This is a genomic window from Streptacidiphilus carbonis, from assembly GCF_000787775.1.
In the GTDB taxonomy this organism is placed as follows: domain Bacteria; phylum Actinomycetota; class Actinomycetes; order Streptomycetales; family Streptomycetaceae; genus Streptacidiphilus; species Streptacidiphilus carbonis.
Genome location: NZ_BBPM01000008.1, coordinates 34180 through 49743 on the forward strand (window position 1 = coordinate 34180; position 15564 = coordinate 49743).

Annotated in this window: 12 protein-coding genes and 1 pseudogene; all 13 read right to left on the minus strand. The window is 70.9% G+C overall.

The features are described from left to right. Nucleotides 1-200 precede the first annotated feature (200 nt). Entirely contained in the window at nt 201-860 is a 660-nt protein-coding gene (locus TR46_RS08425; protein ID WP_042396515.1) for a response regulator transcription factor, read from the minus strand. Nucleotides 861-1031: 171 nt separating this feature from the next. Next, nucleotides 1032-2057 (minus strand): polyprenyl synthetase family protein, encoded by a 1026-nt coding sequence (locus tag TR46_RS08430; RefSeq protein ID WP_042396276.1) that lies wholly within the window; start codon nt 2055-2057, stop codon nt 1032-1034. Nucleotides 2058-2271: 214 nt separating this feature from the next. Further along, the gene (gene nuoN / locus TR46_RS08435; RefSeq protein ID WP_042396278.1) at nt 2272-3927 is read right to left on the minus strand and encodes an NADH-quinone oxidoreductase subunit NuoN; all 1656 of its coding nucleotides are present in this window, start codon (nt 3925-3927) and stop codon (nt 2272-2274) included. Beyond that, nucleotides 3924-5576 carry an NADH-quinone oxidoreductase subunit M gene (locus tag TR46_RS08440; RefSeq protein ID WP_042396279.1) on the minus strand — a complete coding sequence of 551 codons (1653 nt, stop codon included), beginning with the start codon at nt 5574-5576 and terminating at the stop codon, nt 3924-3926. The genes nuoN and TR46_RS08440 overlap by 4 nt, the downstream gene beginning before the upstream one ends. Next, nucleotides 5573-7468, minus strand: a complete 1896-nt coding sequence (nuoL, locus tag TR46_RS08445) for an NADH-quinone oxidoreductase subunit L (protein WP_042396281.1) — start codon at nt 7466-7468, stop codon at nt 5573-5575. Before nuoL ends, TR46_RS08440 begins: the two co-directional genes overlap by 4 nt. A 19-nt stretch (nt 7469-7487) precedes the next feature. After that, entirely contained in the window at nt 7488-7787 is a 300-nt protein-coding gene (gene nuoK, locus TR46_RS08450) for an NADH-quinone oxidoreductase subunit NuoK (RefSeq protein ID WP_030261239.1), read from the minus strand. Then, nucleotides 7784-8698 (minus strand): NADH-quinone oxidoreductase subunit J, encoded by a 915-nt coding sequence (locus tag TR46_RS08455; RefSeq protein ID WP_084718151.1) that lies wholly within the window; start codon nt 8696-8698, stop codon nt 7784-7786. Before TR46_RS08455 ends, nuoK begins: the two co-directional genes overlap by 4 nt. A 5-nt stretch (nt 8699-8703) precedes the next feature. Then, nucleotides 8704-9303 carry an NADH-quinone oxidoreductase subunit NuoI gene (gene nuoI, locus TR46_RS08460; protein ID WP_042396284.1) on the minus strand — a complete coding sequence of 200 codons (600 nt, stop codon included), beginning with the start codon at nt 9301-9303 and terminating at the stop codon, nt 8704-8706. Beyond that, complete coding sequence (nuoH, locus tag TR46_RS08465) at nt 9293-10630, minus strand: NADH-quinone oxidoreductase subunit NuoH (RefSeq protein ID WP_042396286.1); 1338 nt, start codon at nt 10628-10630, stop codon at nt 9293-9295. Before nuoH ends, nuoI begins: the two co-directional genes overlap by 11 nt. Further along, nucleotides 10627-13140 carry an NADH-quinone oxidoreductase subunit G gene (locus tag TR46_RS08470; RefSeq protein ID WP_042396288.1) on the minus strand — a complete coding sequence of 838 codons (2514 nt, stop codon included), beginning with the start codon at nt 13138-13140 and terminating at the stop codon, nt 10627-10629. The genes nuoH and TR46_RS08470 overlap by 4 nt, the downstream gene beginning before the upstream one ends. After that, the gene (nuoF, locus tag TR46_RS08475) at nt 13137-14513 is read right to left on the minus strand and encodes an NADH-quinone oxidoreductase subunit NuoF (protein ID WP_042396290.1); all 1377 of its coding nucleotides are present in this window, start codon (nt 14511-14513) and stop codon (nt 13137-13139) included. The genes TR46_RS08470 and nuoF overlap by 4 nt, the downstream gene beginning before the upstream one ends. Then, nucleotides 14510-15454, minus strand: a complete 945-nt coding sequence (nuoE, locus tag TR46_RS08480) for an NADH-quinone oxidoreductase subunit NuoE (RefSeq protein ID WP_042396291.1) — start codon at nt 15452-15454, stop codon at nt 14510-14512. The genes nuoF and nuoE overlap by 4 nt, the downstream gene beginning before the upstream one ends. Further along, nucleotides 15451-15555 (minus strand): annotated as a pseudogene (locus TR46_RS45295) (NADH-quinone oxidoreductase subunit D-related protein); the annotation flags it as partial. The pseudogene TR46_RS45295 and the gene nuoE, both read right to left, overlap by 4 nt. Nucleotides 15556-15564 lie beyond the last annotated feature (9 nt).

Genomic DNA, 15564 nt, shown 5'->3' on the forward strand with positions numbered 1-15564 from the left:
CTCCGACCGCTGCGGGGCAAGCCTGAAACGTGCCATCGTCCTTGCCGAGCCGCTTATCTCACAATGCGTCATATGGGCTGATGAGGTTTGGAGTACGACGGCTCGGGGGGCGGGACGGGGGCCCGGGAGTGGATCAGAAGTCGACCGGTCATGGATCGGAAGTCGAGGGCCCGGAAGTCGCGGGCCCGGAAGTCGCGGGCTCAGGAGTTGAGGTGGGTGAGCACCGCGAGCACCCGGCGGTGGTCGTCGGAGCTCTGGGTCAGGCCCAGCTTCATGAAGATGTTGCTGACGTGCTTCTCCACGGCGCCGTCGGACACCACCAGCTGCTTGGCGATGGCGCTGTTGGTGCGCCCCTCGGCCATCAGCCCGAGCACCTCGCGCTCGCGGGGCGTCAGCGCGTCCAGTACGTCGTGCCTGCGGCTCCGGCCGAGCAGCTGCGCCACCACCTCGGGGTCCAGCGCCGTCCCGCCCTCGGCGACCCGCACCACCGCTTCGGTGAACTCGCGGACGTCGGCCACCCGGTCCTTGAGCAGGTAGCCCACCCCGCGGGTGGACCCGGCCAGCAGCTCGGAGGCGTACCGCTCCTCGACGTACTGGGACAGCACCAGGGTCGCCACCTTCGGATGCCGCCTGCGCAGCTCCACACAGGCCCTGACGCCCTCATCGGTGTGGGTCGGCGGCATCCGCACATCGGCCACCACCACGTCCGGCAGAGCGCCGTCGGCTGCGAGGGCGTCTATCAGTGCGAGCAGTTCCTCCCCGTCGCCGACCCCGCCGACGACCTCCAGGCCCCGGTCACCCAGCAGCCGGGTCAGGCCTTCCCTCAGCAGAACCGAATCCTCGGCGATCACTACTCGCAGCACTGTGCGCTCCCCCTGTCGGGCTCAGGTCCGTTAAGCGGTGCGGGCAGTGCCTGGCCGGGGTTCGCGCAGTTCCCCGCGCCCCGGGCCGGTTGCAAGCGGGCCGGTTGCACCACCTGGGGGCGCGGGGAACTGCGCGAACAGCAACCACCGACAGGGCCGCACTCGAAGTCACATCGTACGCAGGGCGACTACGTCGCAAAGCCCTTCAAGGGCCGCCCTCGCGGGGCAGTCGGGCAGCGGCGCCAGCAGCGCGCGGGCCTCCTCCGCATAGCGAAGCGTGGACTCGCGGGCTCGGGTCAGCGCCGGGTGGGCGCGGAACAGGGTCAGCGCCTCGGCGTGGCGCTCGTCCGCGGTCGGGTCGTCGGCCGGGAAGCCGGCGTCCAGGAGCTCGCGCAGCCGCAGGTCGCCGGGGATCGAGGGGTCCGGTGCCGCGGCCCGCAGCAGCAGTTCGGGGAGGGTCGGCACGCCCTCGCGCAGGTCCGTGCCGGGGGTCTTGCCGGACTCGTCGCTGTCGCTGGTGATGTCCAGCAGGTCGTCGGCGATCTGGAACGCGGTGCCGATCCGCTCGCCGTACTGGGTGACGATGTCGACCACCGACTCGTCCGCGCCGGCCATCAGCGCGCCGAGGTGGCCCGAGACGGCGATCAGCGAGCCGGTCTTGCCGGAGATGACGTCCAGGTAGTGCTGGACCGGGTCGTCCTCGGGGCGGGGTCCTGCCGTCTCCAGGATCTGGCCGGTGACCAGCCGTTCGAACGCGTCGGCCTGGACCCGGACCGCCTCGGGGCCCAGGTCGGCGAGGATCTTGGAGGCACGGGAGAAGAGGAAGTCGCCGGTGAGGATGGCGACCGAGTTGTCCCAGCGGGCGTTGGCGCTGGGAGTGCCGCGGCGCATCACGGCCTCGTCCATGACATCGTCGTGGTAGAGGGTGGCCAGGTGGGTCAGCTCCACCACCACGGCGGAGGGGACCACACCGGGTGCGTTGGGGTCGCCGAACTGCGCGGCGAGCAGCACCAGCAGCGGGCGCAGGCGCTTGCCCCCGGCTTCCTTGAGGTGCTGGGCGGTGACTGTGATGAACGGCACGTCGCTCTTGGTGGCCTCGGAGAGCGCCTGCTCGACGGCGGCCAGTCCGAGCTGGACGTCTGCTTCCAGTGCCTGGTTCTGCACGCTCAGCCCGAAGGGCCCCACGACGGTCACCGGGAACTCTCCTGTCGCTGGTCGGTCCATATGTCGATTCTTCCCACACGACGTCTACCCCGAGCCCGCCGCGCCCATGGTGGCAGCGTATCCGGTCCGAAGAGGATCTCCGCGCCTGGCTGGCGTACCGGTCGCGGTGCGACGCGCCGGGGCACGTGCCCAGGCCGGGCCTCCGCGGTGAGCGGAGGCCCGGCCTGGCGGCGCGTTGCGGATGTCAGCGGACGAAGACGGAGGCCTGGTCGGCCAGATGGAGGAAGTACTGGGGCAGGATCCCCAGCCCGAGGGTGACCAGCACGCCCAGGGCGATGGCGGTGGCCGTGAAGGCGCTGGGGACCGCGACCGTGGGCCCGTCCGGCCGCGGGTCGGAGAAGAACATCAGCACGATCACCCGGATGTAGAAGAACGCCGCGACCGCCGAGGAGAGCACACCGACGATCACCAGCGGGGTCGCCCCACTGCTCGCCGCCGCCTGGAACACGGCGAACTTCCCGGCGAAGCCACTGGTCAGCGGGATGCCGGCGAAGGCGAGCAGGAAGAGCGCGAAGGTGGCCGCGACCAGCGGCGAGCGGCGGCCCAGACCGGCCCAGCGGGACAGGTGGGTGGCCTCGCCGCCGGCGTCGCGGACCAGGGTGACCACGGCGAAGGCGCCGAGGGTCACGAAGGAGTAGGCGCCGAGGTAGAACAGCACCGCCGACACGCCCGCCTTGTTCATGGCGATCACGCCGGTGAGGATGAACCCCGCGTGGGCGATCGAGGAGTAGGCCAGCAGCCGCTTCACATCGGTCTGGGTGACCGCGATGATCGCGCCGACCACCATGGTGAGGATCGCCACGCCCCACAGCACCGGGCGCCAGTCCCAGGTGACGCCGGGGAAGGCCGCGTAGAGCAGCCGCAGCGTGGCGCCGAAGGCGGCGACCTTGGTGGCGGACGCCATGAAGCCGGTGACCGGGGTCGGGGCGCCCTGGTAGACGTCGGGCGTCCAGGCGTGGAAGGGGACCGCGCCGACCTTGAACAGCAGGCCGACGCCCAGCATGGCCAGCCCGATCAGCAGCAGTGCGTCATTGGCGGTGGTGTTGGCCAGCGCCGGGGTCGGCGTGGCCGTCCCCGAGACGACGTCGGCGATGCCGCCGATCGAGACGGTGCCCGCGTAGCCGTAGATCAGCGCCAGGCCGAACAGGAAGAAGGCCGAGGAGAAGGCGCCGAGCAGGAAGTACTTGACCGCTGCCTCCTGCGAGAGCAGCCGCCGGCGCCGGGCCAGGGCGCACAGCAGGTAGAGCGGGAGCGAGAAGACCTCCAGCGCCACGAACATCGTCAGCAGGTCGCTGGCGGCCGGGAAGAGCAGCATCCCGCCGACCGCGAACATGGTGAGCGGGAAGACCTCGGTGGTGGCGAAGCCGGAGCGGGCGGCGGACTTCTCCGCGTCGCTGCCGGGGACGGTCGCCGCCTGCGGGGCGAAGGCGTCCACGGGTGCGCCGGTGGAGCTGCGCGGCTCCAGGTGGCGTTCGGCGAAGCCCAGCACCGAGACCACCGCGATCAGCACGATGGTGCCCTGCAGGAAGAGTGACGGTCCGTCGACGGCGACCGCGCCCATCGCGGCCAGGTGCGCCTTGGTGCCGGCGTAGCCCTGGGCGGCGAGCACCACGACGGCGACGAAGGCGCCGACCAGCCCGGCCATGGCGATGCCGATCTGGGCCCAGTAGCGGTTGCGCCGGGGCAGGAAGGCCTCGGCCAGGATGCCGAGCGCCGCCGCGCCGAAGACCGCCAGCATCGGCGAGAGCTGGCCGTACTCGATGTGCGGGGTCGGGATGGTCTGCGTCGTGGACGACGCGGCCACTGTCCACAGGCTGTGGACGGTATCGGGCACGCTCACTGGCCACCTCCCTGGCTGTTGGTGGCTGCCACCTGGGCGGCCGTGATCGGGTGCGCGGGCGCGGGGTCGGTGCGGTGGACGTCCGACATGGTGTCCCGCACCGCCGGGTTGACGATGTCCGAGACCGGCTTGGGGTAGACGCCGAGGAACAGCAGCAGCGCGATCAGCGGGGTGACCACGACCAGCTCGCGGGCGTGCAGGTCGCGGAAGCCGGACACCTCGGGCTTGACCGGCCCGGTCATGGTGCGCTGGTAGAGCACCAGCACGTACAGCGCCGCCAGCACGATGCCGATGGTGGCGACGATGCCGATGGCCGGGTAGCGGGTGAAGGTGCCGACCAGGACCAGGAACTCGCTGACGAAGGGCGCCAGCCCGGGCAGCGAGAGAGTGGCCAGTCCGCCGATCATGAACGTCCCGGCGAGCACCGGGGCGACCTTCTGCACGCCGCCGTAGTCGGCGATCAGCCTGCTCCCCCGACGGGACATCAGGAAGCCCGCCACCAGCAGCAGGGCGGCGGTGGAGATGCCGTGGTTGACCATGTAGAGGGTCGCCCCTGCCTGGCCCTGGCTGGTCATCGCGAAGATGCCCATGATGATGAAGCCGAAGTGCGAGATCGAGGCGTAGGCGATCAGCCGCTTGATGTCCTTCTGGCCCACCGCTAGCAGCGCCCCGTAGATGATCCCGATCAGCGAGAGCACCAGGATCGCCGGACCGAAGGTCTTGGACGCGTCCGGGAAGAGCTGCAGGCAGAAGCGGAGCATCGCGTAGGTGCCGACCTTGTCGACCACCGCGGTGATCAGCACGGCGACTCCGGGGGTGGCCTCGCCCATGGCGTTGGGCAGCCAGGTGTGCAGCGGCCACAGCGGGGCCTTCACCGCGAAGGCGAACATGAAGCCCAGGAACAGCGCCTTCTCGGCGACCGGGGAGAAGTGCAGCTTCCCGGAGGCCAGCGCCTGGGTGATGGTGCTGAGGTCGAAGGTGCCGTGGCCGTCGGTGCCGATGCCCTGCTTGGCGGTGATGACGTAGAGGCCGATCACCGCGGCCAGCATGATCAGGCCGCCGAGCAGGTTGTAGAGCAGGAACTTGACGGCGGCGTAGGAGCGCTGGCGGGCGTCCTCGCCCACGGTGCGGTCGCCGAAGCCGCCGATCAGGAAGTACATCGGGATCAGCATGGCTTCGAAGAAGACGTAGAACAGGAAGACGTCGGTGGCCTCGAAGGAGAGCACCACCATCGCCTCGACCGCCAGGATCAGGGCGAAGAAGCCCTGGGTGCGGCGGTTGCGCTCGAAGGTCCCGGCGTCATTGGCGACCGGATCGGCGTCGTGCCAGGAGGCCAGCATCACCACCGGCACCAGCACGGCGGTGAGCAGGATCAGGACGACCGCGATGCCGTCCACGCCGAGGCTGTAGCCGATGCCGAAGTCCGAGATCCAGGAGTGGTGCTCGGTCATCTGGTAGCGCGCGCCGCCCGGCTTGAAGCGGATCGCGACGACGGCTGCCAGCACCAGGGTGAGGACCGAGATCCCCAGCGGCAGCGTCTTGTTGATGTCCCGTCGCTTGGCCGAGGTCGCGGCGGGCAGCGCGGCGGTGAGGACCGCGCCGACCGCCGGGAGCGCGGCGGCGACCGTGAGGAGAGGAAAGGAACTCATACGGCCCTCATCAGAAGAGTGGTGGCGACCAGCACCAGCGCACCGCCGAACATCGACAGCGCGTAGGAGCGGACGTAGCCGTTCTGCAGCTTGCGCATCCGGCCCGAGGTCCCGCCGACGGCGGCGGCGATGCCGTTGACCACGCCGTCGAAGCCCTTGGCGTCCAGGTAGACCAGGAAGCGGGTGAGGTGCTGACCGCCGCCGACCAGGACGACGTGGTTGAAGTCGTCCTGCAGAAGGTCGCGGCGGGCCGCGCGGGTGAGCAGCGAGCCCACCGGCGGGGTGGCCTGGACCGGCTGCCGTCCGTACATCGTCCAGGCGACCAGCACGCCGAGTGCGATCACCGCGAAGGTGATCCCGGAGACCGTCCAACTGCTCAGCGGGGAGTGGCCCTCGTCATGGCCGGTGACCGGGGTCAGCCACTTGACGAAGGAGCTGTTCCAGGCGAACAGGGCGCCGGCGCCGACCGAGCCGACGGCCAGGACCACCATCGGGATGCCCATGGTGGACGGCGACTCGTGCGGATGCGGCTCATGGCCCTCCGCGTCGGGCTGCCAGCGCTTCTCGCCGAAGAAGGTCATCAGCATCACCCGGGTCATGTAGAACGCGGTGACCGCGGCGCCGACCAGGGCGGCGGTGCCGAGGATCCAGCCCTCCGTGCCGCCGTGGGCGAAGGCCGCCTCGATGATCTTGTCCTTGGAGAAGTACCCGGACAGGCCCGGGAAGCCGATGATGGCCAGGTAGCCCAGGCCGAAGGTGACGAAAGTCAGCGGCATGTGCTTGCGCAGGCCGCCGTACCTGCGCATGTCGACCTCGTCGTTCATGCCGTGCATCACCGAGCCGGCGCCGAGGAACAGGCCGGCCTTGAAGAAGCCGTGGGTGACCAGGTGCATGATCGCGAAGACATAGCCGATCGGGCCGAGTCCGGCCGCCATCACCATGTAGCCGATCTGCGACATCGTCGATCCGGCCAGGGCCTTCTTGATGTCGTCCTTGGCGCAACCGACGATCGCACCGAAGAGCAGCGTCACCGCGCCCACGCAGACCGTCGCCAGCTGCGCGGTCGGCGCCAGGTTGAAGACGGCGCTGGAGCGGGTGATCAGGTAGACGCCGGCGGTGACCATGGTGGCCGCGTGGATCAGGGCCGAGACCGGGGTCGGGCCCTCCATCGCGTCGCCGAGCCAGGACTGCAACGGCACCTGGGCCGACTTGCCGCAGGCGGCCAGCAGCAGCATCAGGCCGATGCCGGTGAGGGTGCCCTGGGAGGCTGTGTGCGCCGCGCCGAAGACCGGGCCGAAGGCGAAGGTCCCGAAGGTGCTGAACATCAGCATGATGGCGACCGAGAGGCCGATGTCGCCGACCCGGTTGACCAGGAACGCCTTCTTGGCGGCGGTGGCCGCGCTGGGCTTGTGCTGCCAGAACCCGATCAGCAGGTACGAGGCCAGGCCCACGCCCTCCCAGCCCACGTACAGCAGCAGGTAGTTGTCGGCGAGGACCAGCAGCAGCATGGCTGCCAGGAACAGGTTGAGATACCCGAAGAAGCGGCGGCGGCGCTCGTCGTGCGCCATGTAGCCGACCGAGTAGAGGTGGATCAGCGAGCCGACGCCGGTGATCAGCAGTACGAACACGACCGAGAGCTGGTCGAGTTGGAAGCCGACCTGGGCCTGGAAGCCCGCGACCGGCACCCAGGTGAACAGGTGCTCGAAGGCCGGCCGCTGTGCGGTCGAACGGCTCAGCATGTCGAAGAACAGGACCAGCCCCACGCCGAAGGAGGCGGTGGAGGCGAGGACGCCCAGCCAGTGGCCGAAGCGGTCCAGGCGGCGACCGCCCAGCAGGAGCACGGCGGCTCCGGCCAGCGGTAGCCCGACCAGTACGGGGATGAGATTGTCCACGGTGTGTCAGCCTCCGCCGCTACAGCTTCATGAGGTTGGTGTCGTCGACCGAGGCCGAGTGACGGGTGCGGAAGACACTCACGATGATCGCGAGACCGACGACGACCTCGGCCGCGGCGACCACCATGGTGAAGAAGGCGATGATCTGCCCGTCCAGGTTGCCGTGCAGCCGGGAGAAGGTGACCAGGGCCAGGTTGGAGGCGTTCAGCATCAGCTCGACGCACATGAAGAGCACGATCGCGTTGCGCCGGACCAGCACACCCGTGGCGCCGATGGTGAACAGCAGCGCCGCCAGGTAGAGGTAGTTGACGGGGTTCATTCGCTCTCCTCCACATCCGGTGCCGAAGCCGGTGCCGGTGCCGAAGCCGGTGCCTGGGCAGGCGCCGAGGCCGGTGCCTCGGCCAGTTCGGTGCTGTGCCGGGGCTTGGGCGTCCGGCGGCCGAGCCACCCTGCGGTGCTCGCCTCCAGCTCGCCCATCCGGTCCACCAGCTCGCCGCTGACGTCGCGCATCTGGCCGCGGGCCCGCAGCGTCGGGTTGACGGTGAGCTCGGACGGGGTGCCGTCCGGCAGCAGGCCGGGTACGTCCACCGCGTTGTGCCGGGCGTAGACGCCGGGGGCCGGCAGCGGGGTGACCTGGGTGCCCAGCCGGACCCGGCGCTCGGCCAGCTCGCGCTGGGTCTGCCGCTCCTCGGTGAGCTCACGGTGCGTCAGCACCATGGCGCCGATGGCGGCGGTGATCAGCAGCGCGCCGGTGACCTCGAAGGCCCAGACGTACTTGGTGAAGATCAGCGCGGCCAGGCCCTGGACGTTGCCGCCGGCCTTGGCGTCGGCGGCGCCGACCCCGGTGAAGGTCCGCAGCTTGGCGTTGGCGATCCCGGCGATCAGCAGCACGCCGAAGCCGAGCCCGGCGACCACGGCCGCGATCCGCTGCCCGCGCAGCGCGTCCTTCACCGTGTCCTCGGCGGAGACGCCAACGAGCATCACCACGAAGAGGAACAGCATCATGATCGCGCCGGTGTAGACGACGATCTGCACGACGCCCAGGAAGACCGCGCCCTGGGCCATGTAGCAGACCGCCAGCGCGATCATCGTCCCGGCCAGGCAGAGCGCTGAGTGCACCGCCTTGCGGCAGAGCACCATGCCCAGCGCCCCGGCGACCGCGATCACCGCGAGGATCCAGAACTGGACGGCCTCCCCGGTGGACGCGGCGCCGGTGAGGGGGGTGGCGATCTCGATCACGCCGACGCACCTTCCTCCGTGGGCTGTTCGCCCTTGCTGACGGCGACCTGACGGACCGTCCCGGGCGCGGCCTCGGTGACCAGGCCCCGGTAGTAGTCGCCCTCGTCCATGCCGGGGAAGATCGAGTGCGGTGACTCGACCATGCCCTCGGTCAGCCCGGCGAGCAGCTGCTCCTTGGTGAAGATCAGCGACTCGCGGCTGCTGTCCGCCAGCTCGTACTCGTTGGTCATCGTCAGCGCCCGGGTGGGGCAGGCCTCGATGCACAGTCCGCAGAGGATGCAGCGGGCGTAGTTGATCTGGTAGACGCGGCCGTAGCGCTCACCCGGGGAGTAACGCTCCTCCTCGGTGTTGTCGGCCCCCTCCACGTAGATCGCGTCCGCCGGACAGGCCCAGGCGCACAGCTCGCAGCCGACGCACTTCTCCAGCCCGTCCGGGTGCCGGTTCAGCTGGTGCCGGCCGTGGAAGCGCGGCGCGGTGGGCTTCTTGTACTCCGGGTACTGCTCCGTGAGCCGCTTCTTGAACATGGCCGAGAAGGTCACGCCGAAGCCGGCCGCGGGGCCCAGGATGCTGCGCTTGTCAGAGTCTTCAGTTGGCATCCTCGTCCGCTCCCTTCAGTGCTGCGACGGATTGGGACGTCGTACGGGACCTGCGGCGAGGTACCGGAGGCAGTTGCTGGCCCGGCAGCGGAGGCACCGGGAAGCCGCCCGCCATCGGGTCGAAGGCCTCGCTCGGGGAGGCCGCCGCGGGCTCCTCCCGCTTGCGGGTCATGTCCCAGACGATGGAGAGCAGCAGCAGGACCACCACGGCCCCGCCCACGTACAGCACATCGGTGCCGAAGCTGTAGCCCTTGTTCCGCAGCGCCCGGAAGGTGGCGACCATCACCAGCCACACCAGCGACACCGGGATGAGGACCTTCCACCCCAGCTTCATGAACTGGTCGTAGCGCAGCCGGGGCAGGGTGCCGCGGAGCCAGATGAAGAAGAACAGCAGCAGCTGGATCTTGACGATCATCCACAGCAGCGGCCACCAGCCGTGGTTGGCACCCTCCCAGAAGGTGCTGATCGGCCACGGGGCCCGCCAGCCGCCCAGGAAGAGGATGGAGGCGACGGCGGAGACGGTGACCATGTTGATGTACTCGGCCAGCATGAACATCGCGAACTTCAGCGAGGAGTACTCGGTGTTGAAGCCGCCGACCAGCTCGCCCTCGGCCTCGGGGAGGTCGAAGGGGGCCCGGTTGGTCTCGCCGACCATCGAGATGACGTAGATGACGAAGCTGACCGGCAGCAGGCAGACGAACCAGGTGTGCTTCTGCGCGTCCACGATGGCCGAGGTGGACATCGAGCCCGAGTAGATGAACACCGCCGCGAACGACAGGCCCATCGCGATCTCGTAGGACACCATCTGCGCCGCCGAGCGCACCCCGCCGAGCAGCGGGTAGGTCGATCCGGAGGCCCAGCCGGCCAGCACGATGCCGTAGATCCCGACGGAGGCGGCGGCCAGGATGTAGAGCAGCGCCACCGGGAGGTCGGTGAGCTGCATCGTGGTCCTGGTGCCGAAGATGCTGATCTCGTGGTCGGCCGGCCCGAACGGGATCACCGCGACGGCCAGGAAGGCCGGGATCGCGGAGATCACCGGGGCCAGGATGAACACCACCTTGTCGGAGGCGGTGACCACCAGGTCTTCCTTGAGCGCGAGCTTCACGCCGTCGGCGAGGCTCTGCAGCATGCCCCAGGGGCCGTGCCGGTTGGGGCCGATCCGCAGCTGCATCCAGGCGACGACCTTGCGCTCCCACACGATGGCGATGAGCACGGTGACGACCAGGAACGCGAAGCAGAACACGGCCTTGATGACGACCAGCCACCAGGGGTCGACCCCGAAGACCGAGAGGTCCTCGGTCGCGAGTTGGAGTGCGGGTGAGCTCATCGGTTCGCCTCCGTGCTGACGGCGCTGCCGGCGGCGCTCGCCTGCGCGAGACCGACCACCCGGCCCGGGGTCGCGCCGAGGGTGCGGTAGGAGCCGCCGGGGGTGGAGTTGAGCGGGATCCACACCACCCGGTCGGGCAGTTCGGGGGTGATCAGCAGCGGCAGGGTGAGGCTGCCGGCCGGTCCGGTGACGCTGAGCGGCGCGCCGTCGGCGATGCCGACCTCGGCCGCGGTGGCGGGCGAGAGCCGGGCCACGGCGGGGTGCCTGGTCCCGGCGAGGGCGGGGTCGCCCTGCTGCAGCACCCCGTTGTCGAGCAGCATCCGCCATCCGCCCAGCACGGCCTCGCCGGCACTGGGCCGCGGCAGCGGCCGGGCCGGCTCGGCCGGGGCGTCGACCCGGTCGCCGTGCCAGGGGCCGAGCCCGTCCAGCTCGCACCGGGCGGCGGTGATGTCCGGCAGGCCCAACGCACTTGCACCCATCGCATCGGCGATCATGTGCAGCACCCGAAGGTCCGAGGACAGATGACGGGTGATCAGCTGATCGGCCTTCAGGGCCGGCTCGAAGAACCTGATCCGGCCCTCCCAGTCCATGAACGCCCCGGCCTTCTCGGCGACCGCCGCGACCGGGAACACCACGTCGGCGTGCTCGGTGACGGCGGAGGGCCGCAGCTCCAGGCTGACCACGAAGCCCGCCCTGGCCAGGGCCTCCTCGGCGGCCGCCGGGTCCGGCAGGTCCGCGGTCTCGACGCCGCCGACGACCAGGGCGTCCAGGTCGCCGTTGGCCGCGGCGGTGAGGATGCCGGCGGTGTCCCGGCCGAAGCGCTCGGGCAGTTCGTCCAGGCCCCAGGCGGCCGCGACGGCCCGCCGGGCGTCCGGGTCGGTGACCGGCCGGCCGCCGGGCAGCAGGCCCGGCAGCGCGCCGGCCTCCACCGCTCCGCGCTCGCCCGCGCGCCGCGGGATCCAGGCCAGCCGCGCGCCGGAGGCCCGGGCCAGCCGGACCGCGGCGCTCAGCGCGCCGGGCGTCCCGGCCAGCCGCTCGCCGACCAGCAGCACCGCGCCGGGCTGCCGCAGCAGCTCGGCGGCACGCCCGGCGTCGCCGTCCAGCGGGTCGCCCTCGGCCAGTGCCTCCAGCCATTCCGCCTCGGTGCCGGGCGCGGCCGGGAGCAGCTTGCCGCCGAGCTTGCCCAGCCCGCGCGAGGCGTAGGCGGCCACCGAGAAGACCTTGAGCCCCTTGGTACGGGCGGCCTTGCGGAGCCGCAGGAAGACGATCGGCGACTCCTCCTCCGGCTCGAAGCCGACCAGCAGTGCCGCCGGGGCGGCCTCCAACTGCTGGTAGCTCACCCCGCTGCCGTCCACGTCCACACCGCGACCGGCGACCGCGGCGGCCAGGAAGTCGGCCTCCTCGGGGCTGTGGATCCGGGCCCGGAAGTCGACGTCGTTGGTGCCCAGCGCGACCCTGGCGAACTTGGCGTAGGCGTAGGCGTCCTCGACCGTGGCCCGGCCGCCGACCAGCACCCCGGTCCGGCCGCGCACCAGTCCGGCCGCGGCCGCCCGCAGCGCCTCCGGCCAGCTCGCCGGGGCCAGTTCACCGTCCGCACCGCGTACCAGCGGGGTGGTCAGCCGCTCCCGCGACTGGCCGTAGCGGAAGCCGAAGCGGCCCTTGTCGCAGGACCACTCCTCGTTCACCGCCGGGTCGTCGCCCGCCAGCCGGCGCATCACCTTGCCGCGCCGGTGGTCGGTGCGGATCGCGCAGCCGGACGAGCAGTGCTCGCACACGCTGGGCGAGGAGACCAGGTCGAAGGGGCGGGAGCGGAACCGGTAGGCGGCTGAGGTCAGCGCGCCCACCGGGCAGATCTGGATGGTGTTGCCGGAGAAGTAGGAGCGGAAGTCGTCACCGGGGCCGATGCCGACCTGCTCATTGGCGCCGCGCTCCAGCAGGTCGATGAAGGGGTCGCCGGCGATCTGCTCGCTGAAGCGGGTGCAGCGGGCGCACAACACGCAGCGCTCGCGGTCCAGCAGCACCTGGGTGCTGATCGGGATCGGCTTCTCATAGGTCCGCTTGACGCCCTCGAAGCGGCTGTCGGACTGGCCGTGCGACAGCGCCTGGTTCTGCAGCGGGCACTCGCCGCCCTTGTCGCAGACCGGGCAGTCCAGCGGGTGGTTGATCAGCAGCAGCTCCATCACGCCGTGCTGCGCCTTCTCCGCGACCGGCGAGGTGACCTGGGTGTTGACCACCATGCCGTCGGTCACCGTCATGGTGCAGGAGGCGACCGGCTTGCGCTGGCCCTCCACCTCGACGATGCACTGGCGGCAGGCGCCGACCGGGTCCAGCAGCGGGTGGTCGCAGAAGCGCGGGACCTGCACGCCGATCATCTCGGCGGCGCGGATGATGAGGGTGCCCTTCGGCACGTGCACCTGGACGCCGTCGATGGTGACGGCCAGAAGCTCCTCGGGTGGCGGGGCCGTCGGCGAACCGGTCGGCGTTCCAGGGGTGTTGGCCACGGTCGTCATGCGAGCACCCCCTTCTCCTGGGCGGTCTGATGGGTGGGTACGTAGCCGCGCCGGCCGCGGCCGTCGTCGGCCCAGACCGTGGAGGCGGCCGGGTCGAACGGGCAGCGTCCCTCGCGGAGGTGCTGCTCGTACTCCTCGCGGAAGTACTGGAGCGAGGAGAAGATCGGGCTGGCCGCGCCGTCGCCGAGGGCGCAGAAGGACTTGCCGTTGATGTTGTCGGCGATGTCGTTGAGCTTCTCCAGGTCGCCCTCGACGCCGTGCCCTGCCTCGATCCGGCGCAGCAGCTGGACCAGCCAGTAGGTGCCCTCGCGGCAAGGGGTGCACTTGCCGCAGGACTCATGGGCGTAGAACTCGGTCCAGCGGGTGACGGCGCGGACCACGCAGGTGGTCTCGTCGAAGATCTGCAAGGCCTTCGTGCCGAGCATCGACCCGGCCGCGCCGACGCCCTCGTAGTCGAGGGCGACGTCGAGGTGCTCGTCGGTGAACATCGGGGTGGAGGAGCCGCCCGGGGTCCAGAACTTCAGCCGGTGCCCCTCGCGCACCCCGCCGGTCATGTCCAGCAGTTGACGGAGCGTGATGCCGAGCGGGGCCTCGTACTGGCCGGGGTTGGTGACATGGCCGGAGAGCGAGTACAGCGTGAAGCCGGGGGACTTCTCGCTGCCCATCGAGCGGAACCACTCCTTGCCCCGGTGCAGGATGCTGGGCACCGAGGCGATGGACTCCACGTTGTTGACCACGGTCGGGCAGGCGTAGAGGCCGGCGATGGCCGGGAACGGCGGCCGCAGCCGCGGCTGGCCGCGCCGGCCCTCCAGCGAGTCCAGCAGCGCCGTCTCCTCGCCGCAGATGTAGGCGCCGGCGCCGGCGTGCACGGTGATGTCCAGGTCGAACCCGGACCCCAGCACGTCCTTGCCGAGGTACCCGGCGGCGTAGGCCTCGGCCACCGCGGCGTGCAGCCGGCGCAGCACGGGGACGGTCTCGCCACGCAGGTAGATGAAGGCGTGGCTGCAGCGGATCGCATAGCTCGCGATGATCATGCCTTCGATCAGCGAGTGCGGGTTGGCGAACAGCAGCGGGATGTCCTTGCAGGTGCCCGGCTCGGACTCGTCCGCGTTGACCACCAGGTAGTGCGGCTTGCCGTCGCCCTGCGGGATGAACTGCCACTTCATCCCGGTCGGGAACCCGGCGCCGCCCCTTCCGCGCAGCCCGGCGTCCTTGACCAGCGCGATCACGGCGTCGGGGTCCATCCGCAGAGCCTCGTGCAGGCCCTTGTAGCCGTCATGGCGGCGATAGGTGTCCAGGGTCCAGGGACGGTCGTCGTCCCAGCTGTCGGACAGGACCGGGGAGAGCAGCTTCTCCGGGTGCTCGGCGGTCACTCTTCGGCTCCTTCGTTGTCGCCGGGTGCGGCGTCGCCGACCGGACCTGCGGGGTGCGCAGGATCGGAGGCCGCGGTCTGCTCCGGCGCGTCCGCGTCGTGCGCGCTCGGCGCCGAGGCCGGGGACGGTGAGGTGCCCCCGCCCGGTGCGGCGTCCTGCGGGCTGTCGTGCGCCGCTTCCTCGTGCCGCGGGGCGACGACCCGCCTCGCGGCGGCGGTGCCCGGCAGGGTCTCGCCGCGGGCCAGCCGCAGCCCGGCCAGCGTCGGGGCGCCGCCGGCGCCGGACTCGTCCACCGCGCCCTCGCGCCCGTCCGGGAAGCCGGCCAGGATCCGCGAGGTCTCCTTGAAGCTGCAGAGCCGGGCGCCGCGGGTGGGCTGCACCTCGCCGCCCTGGCCCGACCGCAGCCGGTCGACCAGCTCCTTGGCGCTCTCCGGGGTCTGGTTGTCGAAGAACTCCCAGTTGACCATCACCACCGGGGCGTAGTCGCAGGCGGCGTTGCACTCGATGTGCTCCAGCGAGACCGCGCCGTCGCCGGTGGTCTCGTTGTTGCCGATGCCCAGGTGCTGCTGCAGCTCGGCGAAGATCTCGTCGCCGCCGAGCACCGCGCACAGGGTGTTGGTGCAGACGCCCACGTGGTACTCGCCGGCCGGACGCCGCCGGTACATGGTGTAGAAGGTCGCCACCGCGGTGACCTCGGCCGTGGTCAGCCCCAACTGCTCGGCGCAGTACCGGATCCCGGTGCGGCTGACGAAGCCCTCGGCGGACTGCACCAGGTGCAGCAGCGGCAGCAGCGCCGAGCGGCTGTCCGGGTACCGGGCGATCAGTTCGGCCGCGTCCGGGTCCAGCGCGGCCCGCACCTCGGCCGGGAAGGCCGGGGCCGGCAGCTCGGGCAGCCCGAGCAGCGTCGGCCCGGCCCCTGCCTCGTTGTCAGTGGTGGTCACCGGTCCACGCCTCCCATCACAGGGTCGATCCCGGCCACCGCGACGATGACGTCCGCGACCTGACCGCCCTCGCACATCGCCGCCATCGACTGAAGATTGGTGCTGCAACC